This window comes from Massilia sp. IC2-476, from assembly GCF_020707295.1.
Taxonomy (GTDB): Bacteria; Pseudomonadota; Gammaproteobacteria; order Burkholderiales; family Burkholderiaceae_D; genus Telluria.
The window spans coordinates 24,776-44,306 of sequence record NZ_JAJFER010000011.1 but is presented as its reverse complement, the minus strand read 5'-3'; the positions used below and the strand labels follow the sequence as shown (position 1 = coordinate 44,306).

Annotated in this window: 15 protein-coding genes; 10 read left to right on the top strand and 5 right to left on the bottom strand. The window is 67.3% G+C overall.

Annotated features, from left to right (window positions below):
• Positions 1 to 279 precede the first annotated feature (279 nt).
• Positions 280 to 2,244 carry an aminotransferase class V-fold PLP-dependent enzyme gene (locus LK539_RS22690; RefSeq protein WP_227803342.1) on the bottom strand — a complete coding sequence of 655 codons (1,965 nt, stop codon included), beginning with the start codon at positions 2,242 to 2,244 and terminating at the stop codon, positions 280 to 282.
• Between the two features lie 150 nt (positions 2,245 to 2,394).
• On the opposite strand from LK539_RS22690, the gene LK539_RS22685 reads away from it, so the two are divergent.
• From LK539_RS22685 to LK539_RS22655, 7 genes are all read left to right on the top strand, one after another.
• The gene (locus tag LK539_RS22685; protein ID WP_227803341.1) at positions 2,395 to 2,880 is read left to right on the top strand and encodes an Lrp/AsnC family transcriptional regulator; all 486 of its coding nucleotides are present in this window, start codon (positions 2,395 to 2,397) and stop codon (positions 2,878 to 2,880) included.
• 83 nt (positions 2,881 to 2,963) lie between these two features.
• Positions 2,964 to 4,091, top strand: coding sequence for a branched-chain amino acid ABC transporter substrate-binding protein (locus LK539_RS22680; RefSeq protein WP_227803340.1), 1,128 nt, complete (start codon positions 2,964 to 2,966; stop codon positions 4,089 to 4,091).
• Between the two features lie 16 nt (positions 4,092 to 4,107).
• A complete protein-coding gene (locus LK539_RS22675; protein ID WP_227803339.1) occupies positions 4,108 to 5,913 on the top strand; it encodes a DUF885 family protein in 1,806 nt (601 codons plus the stop codon).
• A 164-nt stretch (positions 5,914 to 6,077) separates the two neighbouring features.
• The gene (locus tag LK539_RS22670) at positions 6,078 to 6,557 is read left to right on the top strand and encodes a nuclear transport factor 2 family protein (RefSeq protein ID WP_227803338.1); all 480 of its coding nucleotides are present in this window, start codon (positions 6,078 to 6,080) and stop codon (positions 6,555 to 6,557) included.
• Positions 6,558 to 6,595: 38 nt separating this feature from the next.
• Positions 6,596 to 7,630 (top strand): histidine kinase, encoded by a 1,035-nt coding sequence (locus tag LK539_RS22665; protein ID WP_227803337.1) that lies wholly within the window; start codon positions 6,596 to 6,598, stop codon positions 7,628 to 7,630.
• Positions 7,627 to 8,376: a LytTR family DNA-binding domain-containing protein gene (locus tag LK539_RS22660; RefSeq protein ID WP_227803336.1), complete on the top strand. Its 750-nt coding sequence runs from the start codon at positions 7,627 to 7,629 to the stop codon at positions 8,374 to 8,376. The genes LK539_RS22665 and LK539_RS22660 overlap by 4 nt, the downstream gene beginning before the upstream one ends.
• Positions 8,373 to 9,530 (top strand): acyltransferase, encoded by a 1,158-nt coding sequence (locus LK539_RS22655; RefSeq protein WP_227803335.1) that lies wholly within the window; start codon positions 8,373 to 8,375, stop codon positions 9,528 to 9,530. Before LK539_RS22660 ends, LK539_RS22655 begins: the two co-directional genes overlap by 4 nt.
• A gap of 81 nt (positions 9,531 to 9,611) precedes the next feature.
• Here LK539_RS22655 and LK539_RS22650 read toward each other — a convergent pair whose 3' ends face one another.
• The 4 genes from LK539_RS22650 to LK539_RS22635 are packed head-to-tail and all read right to left on the bottom strand — an operon-like array spanning position 9,612 to position 14,409.
• On the bottom strand, positions 9,612 to 11,300 hold the full coding sequence (locus tag LK539_RS22650; RefSeq protein WP_227803334.1) for a M14 family zinc carboxypeptidase: 1,689 nt from the start codon (positions 11,298 to 11,300) through the stop codon (positions 9,612 to 9,614).
• Positions 11,301 to 11,333: 33 nt separating this feature from the next.
• Positions 11,334 to 12,833, bottom strand: coding sequence for a sensor histidine kinase (locus LK539_RS22645; protein WP_227803333.1), 1,500 nt, complete (start codon positions 12,831 to 12,833; stop codon positions 11,334 to 11,336).
• Entirely contained in the window at positions 12,830 to 13,762 is a 933-nt protein-coding gene (locus LK539_RS22640) for a hypothetical protein (protein WP_227803332.1), read from the bottom strand. Before LK539_RS22640 ends, LK539_RS22645 begins: the two co-directional genes overlap by 4 nt.
• Entirely contained in the window at positions 13,759 to 14,409 is a 651-nt protein-coding gene (locus tag LK539_RS22635) for a response regulator (RefSeq protein ID WP_227803331.1), read from the bottom strand. Before LK539_RS22635 ends, LK539_RS22640 begins: the two co-directional genes overlap by 4 nt.
• A gap of 323 nt (positions 14,410 to 14,732) precedes the next feature.
• On the opposite strand from LK539_RS22635, the gene LK539_RS22630 reads away from it, so the two are divergent.
• From LK539_RS22630 to LK539_RS22620, 3 genes are all read left to right on the top strand, one after another.
• On the top strand, positions 14,733 to 15,398 hold the full coding sequence (locus LK539_RS22630) for an energy transducer TonB (protein WP_227803330.1): 666 nt from the start codon (positions 14,733 to 14,735) through the stop codon (positions 15,396 to 15,398).
• A 116-nt stretch (positions 15,399 to 15,514) separates the two neighbouring features.
• Positions 15,515 to 17,821, top strand: a complete 2,307-nt coding sequence (locus LK539_RS22625) for a M28 family peptidase (protein ID WP_227803329.1) — start codon at positions 15,515 to 15,517, stop codon at positions 17,819 to 17,821.
• Between the two features lie 64 nt (positions 17,822 to 17,885).
• Positions 17,886 to 19,523 (top strand): M28 family peptidase, encoded by a 1,638-nt coding sequence (locus tag LK539_RS22620; RefSeq protein WP_227803328.1) that lies wholly within the window; start codon positions 17,886 to 17,888, stop codon positions 19,521 to 19,523.
• Positions 19,524 to 19,531: the final 8 nt, after the last annotated feature.

Here is a 19,531-nt window from a genome sequence, read left to right as displayed (position 1 = left end):
CACAGAGGCGCGCGCTGTCGACCGCTGGCGCATGAAAGCGCCGGAAGCAGGTCAATGGGAAGGGAAACGCAGGGCGCGCACGGCCACCGCAATGCTAGAAGATGCCGGCGGCAGCCACTGTGCGGTGGCGTACACAGGCGAAAGATACGGGATCAGCTGTAGGGTGGGCGGGTCCCCCGCCCACGCGGTGATCGTTATCGATTGCGCAATCGCGGCGGCAGATCTCGTGTCAGCTGACCGCGTGGGCGGGAAGACCCGCCTACCCTACGGTATGAGAGGTCAGTTTGCCAGCGCCAGCCCGCCCGCGACGTGCCAGGCCTGGGCATGGCCAAGGCGGCGCAGCAGGCGCGCGGCGCGTGCGCTGCGGTTGCCGCTGCGGCAGACGAACACCAGCGGACGCGGTTCGCGCAGCCAGTGGGCCGCCTGGCCGGCCAGCTGCGACAGCGGCACATTGTGGGCGCTGCGCCCACGCAGCTGGGCGGCGGCCGCGGCGTGTTCCGGCAGCTCGCGCACGTCCACCAGTAGCGCGTCCGGGTGGGCCGCCAGGTAGGCGGCGGCGGAGGTCGGATCCAGGTCGATGCCATCCATCGGCAGCGGATCGGCGCCGGGGCGCGACACGGCCGGTTCGCCGACACGGTCGCAGCAGAGGGCGGCCTCCAATCCGGCGTCGCCTGGCGCGGCCCCAAACACGAAGCGCACCGCGCCTGGCGCCAGCACGCCGTTCTCCGGGCGGCCCAGCAGATACGCATCGCCATCCTTGGCCAGCACGTCCTCGCCAAACGCGATCGCATCCAGTGCCCGCCCCTGCAATACGACCTGCTGCGCCCCGCCCGGCCAGCCCGGCGTCGCGTCCAGCAGCTCGGCCAGGGCATCGGCGCCGCCGGCGCCATGGCTGGTGTCGAAACAGGCCAGCAGGCCACAATCACGCGCGCGCAGGTCGGCGGCGATGCGCGCCGCCTGCGCGGCGGGAGGATCGATGGCGATACAGTGGCGCCCGTCGTCGCCGAACAACAGCCAGCCGCTGGCGCCCTGCGATTCGAGCTGCTGCAGGCGCGCGTCCGGACGCGCGTTGGCCAGCGCGCGGCCGCAGTGCAGGATGCGCGCGCAGGCGGATTCGATGAAGGCGTCGTCCGCCAGCGGGCCGAAGGAGAGGCGCACCGCCGAGGCGCTGCGCTCGAGCGGCACGCCCATCGCATCCAGCACATAGCTCGGCGCCGCCTTGGCGGCCGAACACGCGGAACCGGCGCTGACGCGCACGCCGGCGGCGTCGAACAGGTCGAGCAGTTCCTTGCTGCTCATGCCGGGCACCGAGAAATTCAGCGTGGTCGGCAGCGATCCTTCCAGCGGTGCGTTGAACACCAGGGTGGGAAAGGCGTCGCGCAGTGCGGCCACCAGGCGCTCGCGGAAGCTGCGCAGCTGGGCGTGGGTGCGGAAGGTATCCCCTGCTTCCAAGGCGGCGAGCACCGCGCCCAGGGCGGCGATGCCGGCCATGTTCTCGGTGCCGGAGCGCTGGCCGGCTTCCTGGCCGCCGCCGCACATCAGAGGGGTGTACGGCGCGCCCTCGCGCACGTACAGCAGGCCGATGCCTTTCGGCGCATACAGCTTGTGGCCCGAGAAGGGTGCGTAGTCGATGCGGGTGGCGTCGAGCTGCAGCGGCAGCTTGCCGAGGGCCTGCACGCAGTCGACCATCCACAGGGCCGGGCTGCCGCTCTCCGCCAGCACGCGCGCGATGCCATCGAGGTCGGACACGACGCCGGTCTCGTTGTTGGCGGCCATGGTGCAGACAAAGGCCGCGCGCGGCGCCAGTTCGCGCAGCACGTCGAGGCGGTGGCGGCCGTCGGCGTCGACCGGCAGCGCGCGCAGCTCCAGGTCGGTGCCGAGCAGGCGGTTCCAGTGCGCCAGGCTTTCCGGCACGGCCTTGTGCTCGGTGGCGCCATAGAGCAGCAGGTCGCCGCAGGCTTCGCCGCGCCGGCGCCGCTCACGCAGCGCGCACAGCGCCGACAGCACTGCGGTCTGGATGCCTTCGGTGGCGCCGCTGGTGAACATCACCCGGCCGCTGGCCGCCCCCAGTACCCGGCGCGCGCTGGCGCGGGTGGCGTCGAGCAGCGCCTTGGCGCGCAGGCCGCAGGCGTGGCTGCTGCTCGGATTGCCGAAGCAGGCGCCCATCGCCGCCAGGGCTGCATTGATGGCGGCCGGCAGGACGGGCGAAGTGGCGTTGGCGTCGAGGTAGAGTTCAGTGCTCATAAAGATAATTACAAAAAAGTAATTAGTTGCTGCGGATCGTGTTATTGTTAGTGAATATGTTACGGAGTCGCGCCGGTAAACATATCCTAATTTCTGCGCTTTATGGCGCTGCATTGGCATATATATTCTCGATATATCGATATCAGGAAAATGAACTCACTCGACAAGTTTGATTGCGCTATTCTTGCCGCATTGCAGGCAGACGCCACCCTCTCCATTTCCGGCCTCAGCGAAAAGGTCGGCCTGTCCAGCACCCCTTGCTGGAAGCGCGTCAAGCGCCTGGAGGAAGAGGGCTATATCGAAAGCCGGGTCAGCATCGTCAACCGCGACAAGGTCGGCCTGCCCGTCACCGTCTTCGTCAGCGTGAGCACCAGCGAGCACGACGAAAAATGGCTGGCGCGCTTCGCCGCCGCGGTGCAGGCGCTGCCGGAAGTGCTCGAGTTCCACCGCATGAGCGGCGACGTCGACTACCTGCTGAAGGTGGTCACCACCGACATCGCCGGCTACGACCGCTTCTACAAGAAGCTGATCAAGACCGCGCGCCTGACCGGCGTGTCTTCGGCCTTCTCGATGGAGCAGATCAAGTGCACCACCGCGCTGCCGCTGGAGCTGATTTCGCACGGGCTGCCTGCGTAATCCTGTCGGCACGCGCGGCCGCTTAACCGGCGGCGGCTTTCATGCGATGATGGCGTCCGTTGAACATCACGGAGACTCAGGGAATGCCATCCAAACTGCACATGGCGCCGCTGGCGCTGGCCGCGCTGCTTGCTATCCACGCCAACGCCGCCGAACAAGTCGTCAAGATCGGCGTCAGCGGCCCGCTGTCGGGCGCGAATGCCTTCGCCGGCAAGGACAACGAGAACGGCGTGCGCCTCGCCATCGAAGAACTCAACACCCAGAAGATCCAGGTCGGCGGCAATACCATCCGCTTCGAGCTGCAGTCCGAAGACGACCAGGGCGACCCGAAACAGGGCGTCACCGTGGCGCAGAAGTTCGCCGACGCCAAGGTGAAGTTCGTGCTCGGCCCGTACAACTCCGGGGTGGCGATCCCCGCTTCGCGCGTCTACAACGACAACGGCATCCTGATGTCGACCGTCGGCACCAATCCCAAGATCACCCAGTCCGGCTACCCGACCGTGTTCCGCATCGTCGCCAGCGACACCCAGGTGGGCGGCTCGGTCGCAAGCTACGCGGCCAAGGAACTCAAGGTGAAGAACGTCGGCGTGATCGACGACCGCACCGCCTTCGGCCAGGGCATCGCGATGGAATTCAAGCGCCAGGCCCAGACCAATGGCATGAAGGTCGCCGGCCACGAATACACCACCGACAAGGCGACCGACTTCGCCGCCATCCTCACCGCCCTGAAAGCCAAGCGCGTCGACGCGGTGTTCTTCGGCGGCTATGCGCCGCAAGCCGCGCCGATGGCGCGCCAGATGAAGGCGCTCGGACTGAACGTGCCGCTGCTGGGCGGCGACACCCTGTGCAGCCCGGAGATGGCGAAGCTCGGCGGCAGCGCCGTCGGCGAGAACGTGCGCTGCGCCCAGGCCGGCGCCATCGTCGCCAAGCAGCCGGGCGGCCAGGCCTTCATCAATGCCTACAAGGCGCGCTTCAAGCGCGACCCGGACGTGTATGCCCCGTCCTTCTACGACCAGACCAAATTCATCGCCCAGGCCATGAAGTCGGCCAATTCGGTCGATGCCGCCAAGGTCGGCGCCGCCATGCACGCGATCAGCTACCAGGGCGTGGTCGGCAGCTATGGCTACGACCCGAAGGGCAACCTCAAGAAGACCACGGTCACCGTCTATACCTTCAAGAACGGCGCGCTAACGCCGCTCGCCAGCTATTGATTCACAAGGAAACACGATGAAAGCATGTTTCAAGCTAGCCGCTCTGGCCGCGGCCACGCTGCTCGCCTGCGGCCCGGCAGTGGCCGCCCAGCCGGACGCGCCCAAGCCCGCGTCCGCGGCAGCCACCCAGGAAAGCCGGGCGATCAACACCCTGGCCGATGAGTACTACGAATCGCTGGCGCGCTTCGAACCGGTATGGGCCACCGAGAACGGCGACAACCGCTTCAACGACAAGCTGGGCCTGTCGATCTCGCCGAAGATCCGCCAGCAGCAGTTCGCGCGCTACCGCAGCTTCCTCCAGCGTTTATCGACCATCCCGCGTGATCGCCTGGGCAGCCGCGACCAGACCAGCTACGACATCCTCAAGTTCGAACTGGACAGCGCGCTGCGCCTGGCTGCCTATCCGGAACACCTGATCCCGATCGACCAAATGGTCAGCATGCCGGTGATCCTGGCGAACTACGCCGGCGGCCAGGGCGCCCAGCCTTTGACCACGGTGCGCGACTACCGCGCCTACCTGAGCCGCCTGGCCCAGCTGGTGCCGCACATCGACCAGTCGATCACCAACATGCGCGAAGGCGTCAAGCGCGGCGTGGTGCAGCCGCGCGAGCCGATGCAGTCCGCCCTGCCCCAGTTCAAGCAGCTGGTCGCGAGCAAGACGGAAGACAGCATCTTCTACACGCCGATCAAGAACATGCCGGCCAAGTTCACGGCGAGCGAGAAGCGCAGCCTGCAGCGGGCTTACCGCAAGACCATCGGCAACAAACTGAATCCAGCCCTCAGGCGCCTGGCGACCTACCTGGAGAAGGATTACCTGCCGAAGACGCGCACCAGTGCCGGCTGGAACGCCCTGCCCGGCGGCGCCGCCTGGTACGCGGCGCGCGTGGCGGCAATGACCACCACCGATCTCACGCCCGACCAGATCCACGAGATCGGCCTGAAGGAAGTGGCGCGCATCCAGGGCGAGTACGCCGTCACCGGCCCGAAGATGGGCTATACCGGCCCGGCCGCCGGCCTGCCGCGCTGGGTGTCGGAACAGCCGAAGTACAAGCCGTTTACGTCGGACCAGCAGGTGATCGACGTCTTCCGCGAGCTCGATGCGAAGGTGCGCGACAAGCTGCCGGCCCTGTTCACCTTGCGGCCGAAGGCGCCGCTCGACCTGCGCCTGGAGCCGGAACTGACGCGCGCCTCCGCCTCGGACCACTACACCCCGCCGGCGGCCGACGGCTCGCGGCCGGGCGTGTTCTGGTCGGTGGTGAACGATCCGAAGCTGTACGGCAGCACGGGCATGGTCACGCTCTACCTGCATGAAGGCCAGCCGGGCCACCACTTCCACATCGCGCTGGTGCAGGAACTGGGCCTGCCGAACTTCCGCAAGTTCGGCGGCAACAACGCCTTCACCGAGGGCTGGGCGCTGTACGCCGAGACCCTGGGCAAGGAGATGGGCCTGTTCGAGAAGCCGGAAGATTATTTCGGCCACCTGAACGACGAGATGCTGCGCGCAGCGCGCCTGGTGGTCGATACCGGCCTGCACGCCAAGGGCTGGAGCCGTAACCAGGCCATTAAGTATTTCCAGGACACGCTGGGCTACTCGGAAGCGGAAGCACGGGCGCAGATCGAGCGCTACATGGTGTGGCCGGGCCAGGCGCTGGGCTACAAGATCGGATCGCTGAAGATCATCGAACTGCGCAAGCGGGCGGAAGCCGCGCTCGGCGACAAGTTCAGCCTGCCGACCTTCCACGCCATCGTGCTGGGCGAAGGCACGCTGCCGCTGGCGGTGCTGGAGGCGAAGGTGGACAAGTGGATCGCCGAGACCAGGTAAACGCTGCCTGAGCAGACAAGAGACCGGGGCTTGCCCCGGTCTTTTTTATGCGCGCCGGATGTTCATCACCGCCCCGCCGCACGGCATGCACGGCTCGGCGCATTCCGCTGGACCGCTGTCCGGCGCCTATCTAAGGTGAGGGCTTTCCAACCCCGGGAGCCGCCATGCGCGTTCTACTTTCCTCCATCCTGCTTCTACTATCCCTGGCCAGCCCGGCCCGTGCCGCCGATCGCGCCGCCGACGTGGCGGCGATCAACGCCGTCGTCGAGCAATTCAAGGCCGCCATCATTGCCCGCGACGGCAAGACCTTGGGGAGCCTGTTCCTGCAGGACCATGACAGCTGGCTGTCGGTGCCTGACGCGGCGGCCTGGGAGAAGGTCAAGGCGCGCAACCCGAAGGCACGCAAGGTGTTCCCCTCGAGCTGGAAGAAGTTCGCCGACTTCATTCAGACGTCGGACCAGCCGGTCGAGGAACGCTTCTACAACGTGCGCATCGACACCAACGGCACCGTGGCTTCAGTGTGGTTCGACTTCGACTTCCTCATCGCCGGCAAGGTGACCAACCGCGGCAGCGAGAGCTGGCAGATGGTGCGCGCGGAAGACGGCTGGAAGATCAGCTCGATGCTGTTCTCGATGGGCGACTGACAAGCTAGAATCTTCATACCACCATTCCGGAAGCCAGCGTGAAAGTCGAAACGCCCCTGCTCGTCCCCGTGCTGGCCGCACTGCCGGTCTGCGCCTGCATGGCCATCCTCGGGCTGCCCGTCTTCCATTACGAAAATGCCGCCGCCTTCCGTACGCTGTACTTCGTCGCCTGCCTGGCGTGGCTGATTCCGCTGACGCTGCTGCAACGGGCGATGTGGCGCCGCGAGTGGCCCTGGCTGCGGATGACGCTGGTGCTCCTGGCATCCACCTACGCGATGTCGATCGTGAACGCCGTGCTGGGACAGAGCCTTGCGATCTCGCTCGGGAAGATAAAGGCCTACCACTGGAATGAACTCGCCGAGGGACTGGACGGCTGCTGGCTGGCCTTGATCTCGTTCTGTGCAGTGCATGCGGTGGCAGGCTATTACCTGTCGCTGCAACAGGTGCGCCTGCATCTGGCCCAGGCGCAGGCCGCGGCGCGCGACGCCGAACTGCGCGCGCTGCGCCTGCAGGTCAACCCGCACTTCCTGTTCAACTCCCTGAACGCGATCTCGGCGCTGGTGTCGAACCAGTCCAACCGCGAGGCCAATCGCATGCTCGGCTGCGTGTCCGAGTTCCTGCGCGCCACCCTCGCCCACGACGGCCGCCACGAGCATTCGCTGGCGGAAGAACTGGCCCTGCTGGATGCCTACCTCGAGATCGAAAAGGCACGGCTTGGCGAGCGCCTGCGCCTGAGCATGAAGGCCGGTCCCGACCTGCTGGACAGCATCGTGCCCTACCTCGTGCTGCAGCCGCTGGTGGAGAATGCGATCCGCCACGGCATCGCACCGCTGGCCGCCCCCGGACGGCTCGACATCCGTGTCGAGCGTGTCGGGAAGCAGCTGGTGGTCGAGGTGCAGAACGACGGGCAGCCGGCGACGCAGGCGGGGAGCGGCATCGGCCTGGCCAACGTGCGGGAACGCATGCGCCACCTATACGGCAACGATCAAAACGTCGACGCCGGATGGGGACCTGATGGCCGCTTCGGCGTGCGCATCGCCCTGCCGCTGCGCCGCATGGAGGCGGCGGCATGAGCATCCGGGTGGTCATCGTCGACGACGAACCGCTGGCCAGGCTGGCGGTCAAGCTCCGGCTGGCGGGGCGCAGCGGCTTCGAGCTGGTGGGGGAATTCGGCGACGGCAACAGCGCCCATGAGGGCATCGCGGCGCTGCGCCCCGACCTGGCCTTCGTCGACGTCGAGATGCCGGGCAAGACCGGGATTGAAGTGCTGTCCGCCCTGCCTCCTGGGCAGCGGCCGATGGCGATCCTCCTGACCGCCTACGACAACTTCGCCCTGCAAGCCTTCGACCTGGCCGCCCTCGATTACCTGCTCAAGCCCGTCGACGACGAACGCCTGGACGAAGCCCTGGACCGCGCACAACAGGCGTTTCCCTACCGCGGCCAGGGCCGTGCGGCAGCACCGGCCACGCCGCCGGTGCGCAGCTTCAGCGTGCGTGTCGGTGCACGCACGGTGCTGGTGCCGGTGGCGGATGTCGAGCGCATCGAGGCCGACGGCGACTACGCTACCTTGCATGCGAACGGCAAGACCTGGCTGGTGCGCGAACGCCTGCACAACCTGGCCATGCAACTCGATCCGCGCCAGTTCCACCGCGTGCACCGCTCGACCATCGTGCGGCTGGACATGATCGCCGAGCTGCGCGCCCTCACCAACCGCGACGCCCTGCTGCGCCTGCGCGACGGCAGCGTGCTGCGCGCCAGCCGCACCTATATGCCCGCCCTGGCGGAAGCACTACACCACCTTAACAAGAAATCCGCATGATGCACTTCGAATCGAAACCCGCCCGGCTCGCCGGGCTGGATACCCTGCGCGCGCTCGCCATCGCGCTGGTGCTGATGTCCCACTACCACGGCTTCGTCAGCCAGGCGCCCACCTTCGGCTTCATCGGCAGCATCGGCTGGGCCGGCGTCGACCTGTTCTTCGTGCTGAGCGGCTATCTGATCGGCAACCAGCTGCTGGCGCCCGCCGCGCGCGGCGAGAGCCTCGACGTGAAAGCCTTCTTCGCAAAGCGCCTGCTGCGCACCTTGCCGAACTACTATGCGGTGCTGGCCGTCTACCTCCTGCTGCCGGACAGCCCGATTGCCGGCAAGGACATGGCGCCGGTCTGGCGCTATCTGACCTTCACCCAGAACTTCGGCCTGAACTACGGCGAGACCTTCACGCACTCATGGTCGCTGTGCATCGAGGAGCAGTTCTACCTGGTCCTGCCGCTGGCAGTGCTGGCGCTGGTCGGCAGTTCACGTTCGCCGCGCCTGCTCTGGTGCGCCCTGCTTGCCGCGGTCGGCGCCGGCATGATGGCGCGCGGCATGGCCTTCATGGACGGCAAGGACGTGTTCGCGGCGCCGGTGTACTACTCGAGCTTCTGCCGCTTCGACGAACTGCTGCCGGGCGTGGCCATCGCCATGCTGAAGAACTTCCATCCCGCCGCCTTCGCCCGCATCCTGCGCCATGGGAACGCGCTGCTGGCGGCCGGCCTGGCACTGGCGGCCGCGGTCCTGTACGGGGTGATGAACGAGGCGCCGAACGCCTTCATGGCATCGACCTTCGGGTTCTCGCTGGTGGCTGCCAGCTTCGCCCTGCTGACCTGCGCCGCGCTCAGCCCCGGCTCGCTCCTGTACCGCCTGCGCATTCCCGGCGCGGCCAGCCTGGCGCTGTGGTCGTATGCGGTCTACCTGGTGCACAAGCCGGTGTTCATGGCGTTGCGTCCGGAGCTGCTGGAACGCGGCATCGATCCGGGCGCGCCCTTGACCATTGCTGCGGTCATGGGGGCCGGGGTCCTGGGCGGGTGGGTGCTGTATCGGGTGGTGGAGACGCCGTTCATGCGGCTGCGGGAGCGCTGGTATCCGACGGGGGCAGCAAAGGCGCCTCAAACGGAAACTGCATACGGCGGGGCCGTGTCTAAATATCAGGCCTGAGCCTCGGCTCCTGAACTTGGGCCCCGGCCTTCGCCGGGGCGACAGTCTTGAGGTTCCCGGGCAGAACCTCGCCGGTCGTTCTCACACAATCATGAACACCGGATAACGGCGCCACTCCGGCTCGCGATAGCGCTCGCAGTTGGCGAAGATGAAGTCCAGCACCGCCTCCTGATTCGACAGCAGCGCAGGATTGGCCTCCTTCCACGCCTCGAACTTGGCGGCCAGAGCCGGCTCGTCGTTCAGCAGTTCCGCCGCGTGGTCTTCGAACACGTAGTCCGAATACGCTTCCTTCTTCTCCAGCACGCTGTTGAAGAAACCCCAGCGGAAGAAGCTGTCGTGGCCCAGCGGTTCCAGGGTCTCGACCGCGTAGCGCGCATTGTCCTGGTCGAGCGGCACGATGTAGTCGCCAGCGCGCAGGTGGACCTGGCCGCGGCGCTTTTCCAGCACCACGTCGTCGTGGAACATGTGGCCTTCGTAGGCGTTCGGGCGCGGAGTGGCGGACACGATGTGGTAGTAGTCCACCTCCTGCACGCGATCAACGTCGACGCGCTCCATGCGCACGCCGTTCCACTGCAGGCGCTCGATCGCCTCGCGCCACTGCTGCGGCACCACGTAGGCGCGCGGCGCCGGCACGCTCAGGTCGGCCGGGAAGCGGTTGTACCAGGCGATGTCGCGCTCCCACGGGCTGCTACGGTCGTACCACAGGCGGGTGTAGGCGCCCAGCACGCTCGGCTTGTACTTGGCTTCGTAACCCTTGAAGCGGAAGCTGTCGGGATTGGCTTCGTCCATGGCCCAGTGGATCGGCCATTCGCGGCGCGTGCGGCCAGCCGCCTTGGCGGCCTGGCGTAGCGCCTGGATCTGCTCCGCGTTCTGCACCGTGAACGCGAGCGCGGTCTCGACCAGGGCGCGCATCGAGTCGTAGCGGTCCTTGAAGGGCTTGAGCATGTGGGTTTCGGGCATGAAGCCGATCGTGTGGTGCAGGGCCGCGTAGCCGGTCGAGAAGCGCGGGGTCTCGAGGAAGTCGGCGATACCGTGGTCCGGGCTGTCCTTGACCGGATTCACATAGGGGCAGGTCGGCCAGCCGCGCTGTTCCATGCCGGCGTACATCGCCGGCAGCATGGTCGAACGCAGGAACTCGCCCAGCTCTCCGCCCAGCTTGTCCGGCTGGGTGTGGATCAGCGTCATGGTGTAGCTGTAGTCGGCGCCGTTGGAGGTGTGGGTGTCGACCATCACGTCCGGATCCCAGGCCGTGAACAGCTTGTTGAATACCTGCGCCGTCAGGCTGTCGCACTTGATGAAGTCGCGGTTCAGGTCGAGGTGGCGGCTCATGCCGCGGAAACCGAACTGCTCGGGGCCGTCCTGGTTCACGCGCGAGGTGTCGGCGCGATTCAGGCTGCCGTCCACGTTGTACAGCGGGACGAACAGGAACACGGTCTTACCCAGCGCGGCCAGGCGCTCGGGCTGGGTGCAGAAGTCGCGCACCAGGGCCATGCAGCTGTCCACGCCTTCCGGCTCGCCCGGGTGGATGCCGTTGTTGTTGAAGAAGACCGGGCGGCGCGCTGCCTTGATCTGCTCACGGTCGAACATACCGTCGCTGCTCACCACGCCGGCGTGGATCGGCACGCCCGCATCCGAGACGCCCACCTGTTCGAAGCGCAGCACGTTCGGATAGCGGCGCACGAGGTCCTGGTACCAGGCGATGCATTCTGCCAGGGTGGTGGTCTGGTTCTGGTTGCCCTGTTCATAGGGCGTGAGGAGTTGGTCAGCCATGATTGCTTGAATAGTGGGGTTGAAGCGAAACGCTTAGGATACCGTAGCGGGCACCTGCAGCGGCAGCGTGATCGCCACCACGGTGCCGCCGCCGACGCTGGAGCGCACGTCCATCACGCCGTGCACGCCGTAGACGCGCTCGCGCATGCCGATGATGCCGATGCCCTCCGACGCGCTGGCCGGGTCGAAGCCGTTGCCGTCGTCGGCCACCACGATGCGCAGGGTCTGCGCGCCTTCGTCGAGCACCAGGCGTACCTGGGCCGACGTCGCCTGGGCGTGCTTCATGACGTTCGACAGCGCTTCCTGCACGATGCGGTAGGCCGAAATCGCCAGCTCGTTCGACAGGCGCGAGAAGTCGCCTTCGCCGTGGAACTCGAAGCTGCAGCCGGCGCTGCCGTCGTAGTGGCGCACCATCTCTTCCACCGCGCCGTGCAGGCCCAGCATGTCGAGCACTTCCGGGCGCAGGCGGCGCACCAGGCGGCGGCCGTTGGCGTACAGGTCGAGGGCCAGCTTGGTGATGGCCTGCGACTTGCGGCCGATTTCCTCGACTTCCGTGGACGGCGGCGCCTTGGCGGCCAGCGCGCCGATGGACTGGGCTTCCAGGCGCGCGGCGATCAGGGACGCGTTCAGTTCGTCGTGGATCTCGACCGCGATGCTCTTGCGCTCGTCCTCGATGATCGAGTTCACCTTCTGGATCAGCTTGCGCTTGTCGGCGTCGGCGCGCAGCGCCTCGTTGCGCGACGCCAGCAGGTCGCGGGTACGCTCGGCCACCTTGTTTTCCAGGTCGCGCTTGGATTCGTCCAGGGCCAGGGACATCTCGCCGATCGACGACTGCAGCTCGCCCACCTCGCCGCCCGAATTCACGGGCAGCTGCACCCGGTAGTCGCCGTTGCGGATGCGGGAGAGCGCGCCGATCGCGTCGCGCAGCGGCACCGTGAGCGAGCGCGCCAGCACCCAGGCCAGCACGCCGCTGACGGCCAGCGCCAGCGCCGCCATGCCGAGTTCGAAGCGGAAGCGCCTGGTCTGCTTGGCCATCATGTTCGAGGGCGACATCGTCACCCGCACCCAGCCGACGATCTCGGTGGTGAGCGTGGGCGGACGCAGGTCGCTGGAGGCCGACACGTGCGGCGTGCCGTTGTCGGTGAACAGGTTGATCCACACCACCTGCTTCTTGATCGGCGCCTCGTAGTGGTGCGGCTGGGCGTCGATCGCCGATTCGGAATCGACGCGCACCGCCTGGGCGCCGTCCACGCCTACCACCTCGATGCGGTAGATGCTGCTGTCGGACTGCACCAGGCCGTTGATGGTCAGGCGCAGGTCGGACAGGTTGCCCGAGATGACGTTGTATTCGCTGGTCTCGGCCAGCGCGCGCGCCAGGATGCGGCCGCGTTCGGCCAGTTCCTCGGCCACCTGGGCGCGGTGCGAATAATACGAGTACCACACGAAGGAGGTGAACAGGAAGGTCACCGGCAGCATCGTGATGAAGGTCATGCGCCGGCCGATGCTCCAGCCGCGCCAGAATCGCAGCTTCATGGCCTGCGCGCTGCCGCGTCGGGAATGGCGGCGGCGCGCGCAGGCAGGCGCGCGAAGCTGCGCGCTTCCTTCGTCACGCGCAGGTCGAGCGAGCGCGCCACGCCTTCGTTGACCACGGTGCGAAAGTAGTGCGGGAACTGTGGCGGCGCCAGCTCGCCGGTGGCCACGTAATGGGCCGCGACCTCGGCCACCTGGGTGTTGATGTCCTCGATTTCGGAATAGGTCGTGGCCAGCGCCCCCACCTTCACCATGTCGGCCGAGAAGCCGATCACGCCCTGCTTGCGGCGGTAGGTCGAGAGCAGGATGTTGCGCACGTTTTCCGGGTTGTAGACGTCGCCGTCGGGCAGCGCCAGCAGGGCCTCAGCGCGCGTCATCTGGTTCAGGACGTGGTTGATGTCTTCGCCGGGCGCGAAGGCCTGGACGTCGACGTCCGGCTCCAGCGTCGGGCGCAGGAAGGCGGTTTCGCGGCCGAGGATGGCGCCGACGCGCGCCGGACGCCCGTACAGCAGCGCGGCCAGGCGCAGCTGGTCGGCCGGCGCCGGCTCGGCATACACGGCGCTGAAGCGCGCCGCGCGGCCCGGCGACAGGCTGGAAGTGAGCGAGCGCCACACCTGGCTCGAGGTGAAGGCCGAGATGACCACGCAGTCGCAGCGGCGCGAGATGGCGTCGCGCAGGGCCGTGGGGCCGATCGCGACGTACAGCATGCGGTGGCGCTGGGCCAGCTCGGTGCGGAAGGCGGCGAAGGTCGGCAGCAGGCGCTTATACAGGTCTTCGGCGATGCGGCGCGTGACTTCGCTGTCGTCGCCGGTGATGATCTGGGAACGGTAGCCCATGATCTCGTCGTCCCTGGGCGACTGCGCGCCAGCCGTGGAGCCGATGCACAGCGCGAGCGCGGCCAGGGCCGTGCGCAGGGTGCGCGAAAAAATCAAGGCTCGATCAGGCCGTGTTTCACGGCCAGCAAGGTGATGTTGGCCTGGCGGTGCACGCCGAGCTTTTCCTTGATCGACTGGCTGACGTTGCTGATGGTCTTGGTCGACAGGTCGAGCTTCTCGGCGATTTCCGCGTTGGTCAGGCCCTCGGCCATCAGCTTGAAGATCTCCAGCCCGCGCTCGTCCAGCTGCGACTGCGGCGTGACGTCGCCGCGCACCGCCATGCTGGCCAGGCGCGACGCGATCTGCGGCAGGAAGTACAGCTTGCCGTCGTGCGCGTGGCGCACCGCGGTGACCAGGTCGGACGGATCGCAGTCCTTGGTCACGAAGGCGTGCGCGCCCATGCGGTAGGTTTCCTTGATCAGGCTGTCCTGGTCGAACTGGCTGAGGAAGATGATGCGCGCGCTCGGATCGTCCTTCAGGATGCTCTGGGCGGCATCGAGGCCGGTCAGCTCGGTCCCGAAGCGCATGTCGAGGATCACGACGTCGGGCTGCTGCGACGCATACAGGGCCACCGCTTCGCTCGGGGTCTTGGCCTGTCCCACTACCTGCATGCCGGCCGCCTCCAGCGACATGGCAAACCCGGTCATGACGATCGGATGGTCGTCCGCAAGCATGACGCGGATCGGTTTTTTCTGTTCGGACACCAGTATCACTCCTGTTTTCGGCTGCTGACATAACCCGCTTACATCTGCTTACCAATCCGTGGCAGCTATGTGTGCCAAGCGACGGAAAGCATGCGGGTTGCAAGAGGATTATTTCATACAACGGGGCGCGACGCGAGACCCCATCCAAACTCCCTTTGGGCGCCAGTTCTCTTACAACTGGAAGCAAAACTGCTCAGAAACCGCTTTACACATTGCTAGCACCTAGCATATATTGATTCCATAAGCTGTCAGATGCACATCTTTCCCTAAGCAAAAAGTCCTGCGATGCGCTTGCCGGACGTAACAACAAGGAGGAGATCGCCATGCACTTCACACAACTCAACGATGGGACCGGCGGCAAGGCCGGGAAGTTCGCCCTCGTCGCCGGCCTGCATGCGCTGGTGGCCCTGGGTGTCGTCAACATGATGAACGCCAAGACCTTCACCCTGCCGAAGCTGCTCGACGACGTGACGGTCTGGGTCCAGCCGCAAGTCCCACCTCCACCGCCCGCACAACCGCCGACGCCGCAGACCAAGGCGGTCAAGCCGCCGATCGTGGTGCCGAAGACGGAAGTCGAGGTGCCGCCGCCCCCGGTGGAACAGCAGGTGCAGGCCACTACCGAAGCAGAACCGGTGCCGGAACAGTCGCAACCCTCCAACACCGACGCGCCGCCCGCCGAGCCGGCGACCAGCAACAGCAACCCCGGCCAGATGTTCAGCGCGGTGCTGGCCAATGCAGACGGCTGCGCCAAGCCGGACTACCCGATCAATGCGGCGCGCAACGGCGACACCGGCACCGTGACCCTGGCGCTGCTGGTCGGCACCGACGGCCGCGTGCAGGACGCCAAGGTGCAGAAGTCGAGCGGCCACCGCGAACTGGATCGCGCCGCGCTGAACGCCCTGAGCCTGTGCCAGTTCAAGCCGGCCATGAGCAATGGCGCGGCCCAGGCAGGCTGGGGGCAGATCGCCTACGTCTGGACACTCGAATAAGTCGTCCCCGTCCCTTTTTAGCCCGCACCCATCGCGGGCTTTTTTTCGCCTGTTATCAGGAGAACGCCGCCGACCACACCCGCAGCACCACAACAATACGAACAAGAGGAGAGAGAATGTCTACCGCTGGAGTACCGACGGCGCCGCCGCGCGCCCCCGGCCTGGCCGCGCTGGCGGCCGGCCTGTTTGCCATCGTCGTGCTGGCCCTGCTGGCATGGAGCGCCGTCCGCGGCCCCACGCAGCCGGCCCAGGATGCACCGCCCCCGCTCGACGGCATGATGCGGCACGTGTCCGAGCTGGCCGCCAGCCCCCGTCCGATCGCCACCAGCATGAACGCCGCCGCGCGCGACTACATCGTCGGGCAGCTGCGCGCCATGGGCCTGGCGCCGATGGTGCAGACCACCACCGTCCAGAAGTCCAGCATCCGCTACTGGGGCGGCAACGTCCACATGACGATCGGCCTGGTGCACAACATCGTGGTGCGCCTGCCTGGCAGCGCAGCCGACCGCCTGCGCCGTCCCGCGCTGCTGCTGGCGACCCACTACGACAGCGGCAAGAACACGCTGGGCGCCGCGCGCGGCGCGAGCCAGGTCGCGGCCATGCTGGAGACCGCGCGCGCCCTGAAGAACGGCCCGGCGCATGCGAACGACATCCTGCTGCTGTTCATGGATGGCGAAGACGTCGGCGGCCTGGGCGCCAAGGGATTCGCCGAACAGCACCCGCTGGCGCGCGAAGTCGGGCTCACGCTCAAGTTCGACGCCGCCGGCAGCGCCGGTCCCTTGACGCTCTACGACGCCGCCGGCGCCGGCAGCAGCGCCCTGCGCGGCCGGGCGCTGGCGCTTGGGGCCGACGGCTCCTCGCTGATGGCGCGCCTGGTCAAGATGCTGCCGGACACGCCGCGCATCGGTCCCCTGGCCGCGATCGATGCCCCGATCCTGCTGTTCGTGAACACCGGCCGGCGCCTCGACGCCGAGGGCACCCTCGACAGCGTGGAGCGCCTGGATCCGGCCATGGTGGCGCGCCTGGGCGAGAACATGCTGCGCCTGGCGCGCCACTACGGCGACGCGACGCTGGCGCGGGGCGGCTCGCAGCCGCACGCCTGGTTCACCCTGCCGCTGGCGGGCGGCGTCCAGCATCCGGCCATCCTGGGCTGGGGCCTGGGCGCGCTGTGCGTGCTGATGCTGGTGCGCGGCTACCGCCGGGCGCTGGTGGACAGCGGCAACACCGTGGCGCCGGTGTTGCAGGGGATCTTCGGCATCGCCTTGCTGCTGGTGGCGGCGCGCATGCTGCTGTGGGAACGGCACGAAGAACTGAGCGCGCTGACCCGGCTGCAGGACAGCGGCCCGGCGATCGTGTTCCTGGTGGCAGGCAGCGGCCTGTTCATCGGCGCCCTGTACCTGTTGCGCAGGTTCGCCGGCGGCGTTTCCGTGTTCCTGGGAGCGATGGCCTGGCTGAGCGTGGCGCTGCTGCTCATTCTCCTCAAGGCGCCGGACACGGCCTGGCTGCTGGCCTGGCCGCTCACCGCGGCGCTCGCGGCGTTCACCGCACTGCAGGCGCCGCAGGCGCAAGACCGCGCGCTCTTGCGCCTGCTGATCCTGGCCGCCGGCCTGGCGCCGGCGCTGCTGCTCATGCTGCCGGCGTTGCGCGACACCTGGGCCGGACTTGCGCCGCAGGGGCTGTACGTGCCGGCGGTGGTGATCGCGATGATGCTGCTGTGCTTCGCCAGCCTGTTCCTGCTGCTGCCGCTCGGACGCGTGGTGATCGGCGCCGTGGTGCTGGCGCTTGCCGCCTGCGTGGCACTGCCGGGCCAAAGCGCCACGCCGCTGCTGCAGGAGCGCCCGAGCATTGCGCCGAACCGCCTGGTGTATTTGAAGGACATGAACAGCTGGCGTTCCTGGTGGCTGCTGCCGCCCGAGGCGCTCGACCCGTGGTCGAAGCAGCTGTTCCCCAACCTGGAGCGGCCGGCGATCAACGTCGACGCATTCGGCTGGCACAGCCCGCGCCAGTGGTATGCGGTGGCGCCGAAGATTGATGACATCGCCTTCCCGGAAGCCTTCCTCCTGCGCAGTCCGCGCCTGGCCAAGCCGAAGCAGGAACCCAAGCTGCGCCAGGTGGAATTCACGCTGCGCTCGAAGAACCGCGCCCCGCACATCGAGATGTGGGCGGCCGGCAGCAAGCCGCACCGCTCCACGCTGAACGGGCACGCGCTGACGTCGAAGGAAAGCGCATGGTCGCTGTCCTTGTATGGCATGGAAGACCAGCTGCTGCGCTTCACGATCGACGTCCCGGACGTCGACGTGCTGGCGGTGATCGTCGAAGAGCGCATGCCCGGCCTGCCGGAGCACCTGCTGCCGCCCGGCGCCCCCAAGCGCATGCCGGGAACGGGCATGACGGTGGCCTCGGATGTGTTGTGGTTTTACTGATGGCTTGGCATACAATGGTCGATGCACACCGTGCACCGACCCATCAACCACGCAGCAGGAAACCATGCACAAGATTGTCTCCTCCGTTGTCCTTACCGCCCTTGCAGGCAGCCTGGCGCTGGCCTACCCGGCCCATGCCGCCTCGCCGAAAGCCCAAGCCGCCACCGTCAAGGAGGCGCCGCTGCGCGCCCACCTCGCCTTCCTGGCCTCGGACGCCGTCGAAGGCCGCGGCACCGGCCAGCGTGGCGGCGAACTGACCGTCACCTACCTCGAAACCCAGGCCGCCGCGATCGGCCTGCAGCCGGCGAACCAGGGCAGTTTCCGCCAGCCGGTCAAGATTGCCGGCGTGCGCGCCCTGCCGCAGAAGAGCAACCTCGGCCTGGTGGCTGGCGGCCAGGCGTTGCCGCTGCAGTTCGGCAGCGACTGGGTCTGGGGTCCGGGTGATGCGAAAGCCGATCACACCCTGGATGCCGAGATGGTCTTCGTCGGTTATGGCATTAGCGCGCCTGAAGAAGACTGGGACGACTTCAAGGGCCAGGACTTCAAGGGCAAGGTGCTGGTGATGATGGTGAACGATCCGAAGCCGACCGCCGCGGAGCCGAAGCGCTTCAACGGCGAGGGCCTCACCTACTATGGCCGCTGGACCTATAAACTCGAAGAAGCGGCGCGCCAGGGTGCGGCCGGCGTACTGCTGATCCACACCGACGCCTCGGCCTCCTATGGCTGGAGCGTGGTGCAGAACAGCTGGGCCGCGGCCGAGCGCTTCCAGCTGGCCGAGGGCAAGCTGGGCACCGGCCTGCAGGGCTGGATGACCGACGCCACGGCGCGCAAGCTGTTCGCCGCCGCCGGCCAGGACCTCGACCAGCTGCGCGCTGCCGCCGAAGACAAGAACTTCAAGCCGGTGGTCCTGAACGCCCGCGTAAAAGGTGAGGCGCGCGCCGAAGTACGCACCCTGAACGAGTTCAACGTGGCCGGCGTGGTGCCGGGCACCGACCCGAGGCTCAAGGACGAGCTGGTGGTGTACAGCGCCCACTGGGACCACATGGGCAAGCAGGGTACCGAGGGCGACACCATCTTCAATGGCGCCGTCGACAACGCGTCCGGCACCGCCGCCCTGCTGGCGATGGCGCAGGAAGCCGTGCGCAACCCGGCCAAGCGCAGCCAGATGTTCCTGTGGGTCGCGGCCGAGGAGCAGGGCCTGCTCGGCAGCGCCGCCTATGCCGCCAAGCCGCTGTGGCCACTGGAGAAAACGGTCGCCAACCTGAACCTCGACAGCCTGAACTTCGTGGGACTGGTAAAGGACGTCTCCACCCCGGGCAGTGAGCGCACCGACCTGGGCGCGATGGCGGCCGCCACCGCCAAGAGCATGGGCATGGTGATTGCACCGAGCAAACCGGACCTCGGCGGCGGCTACTTCCGCAGCGACCACTTCAGCTTCGCCAAGGCAGGTGTGCCGGCCTTCTCGGTGGGCCAGGGCCATGACTGGGTGAAGGACGTGGAAGCGAGCAGCGCCAAGCGCAAGGCCTACGCCGCGCGCTACCACCAGGCGAACGATGAATACGATCCGAACTGGGACCTGTCGGGCATGGTGCAGCAGGCGCAGTTCACGCTGAACCTGGGCCGCATGGTGGCGGATTCGCCGAAGGCGCCGGCTTGGAAGGCGGGGGATCCGTTCGGGAAGGCGCGCACCGCGTCGAAGTAATCGCAACA

Bases quoted from the DNA above. Each gene is read 5' to 3' on its own strand.
- LK539_RS22690 (WP_227803342.1), bottom strand. From the start codon at position 2,244: ATGAGCACTGAACTCTACCTCGACGCCAACGCCACTTCGCCCGTCCTG.
- LK539_RS22685 (WP_227803341.1), top strand. From the start codon at position 2,395: ATGAACTCACTCGACAAGTTTGATTGCGCTATTCTTGCCGCATTGCAG.
- LK539_RS22680 (WP_227803340.1), top strand. From the start codon at position 2,964: ATGCCATCCAAACTGCACATGGCGCCGCTGGCGCTGGCCGCGCTGCTT.
- LK539_RS22675 (WP_227803339.1), top strand. From the start codon at position 4,108: ATGAAAGCATGTTTCAAGCTAGCCGCTCTGGCCGCGGCCACGCTGCTC.
- LK539_RS22670 (WP_227803338.1), top strand. From the start codon at position 6,078: ATGCGCGTTCTACTTTCCTCCATCCTGCTTCTACTATCCCTGGCCAGC.
- LK539_RS22660 (WP_227803336.1), top strand. From the start codon at position 7,627: ATGAGCATCCGGGTGGTCATCGTCGACGACGAACCGCTGGCCAGGCTG.
- LK539_RS22655 (WP_227803335.1), top strand. From the start codon at position 8,373: ATGATGCACTTCGAATCGAAACCCGCCCGGCTCGCCGGGCTGGATACC.
- LK539_RS22650 (WP_227803334.1), bottom strand. From the start codon at position 11,300: ATGGCTGACCAACTCCTCACGCCCTATGAACAGGGCAACCAGAACCAG.
- LK539_RS22645 (WP_227803333.1), bottom strand. From the start codon at position 12,833: ATGAAGCTGCGATTCTGGCGCGGCTGGAGCATCGGCCGGCGCATGACC.
- LK539_RS22630 (WP_227803330.1), top strand. From the start codon at position 14,733: ATGCACTTCACACAACTCAACGATGGGACCGGCGGCAAGGCCGGGAAG.
- LK539_RS22625 (WP_227803329.1), top strand. From the start codon at position 15,515: ATGTCTACCGCTGGAGTACCGACGGCGCCGCCGCGCGCCCCCGGCCTG.
- LK539_RS22620 (WP_227803328.1), top strand. From the start codon at position 17,886: ATGCACAAGATTGTCTCCTCCGTTGTCCTTACCGCCCTTGCAGGCAGC.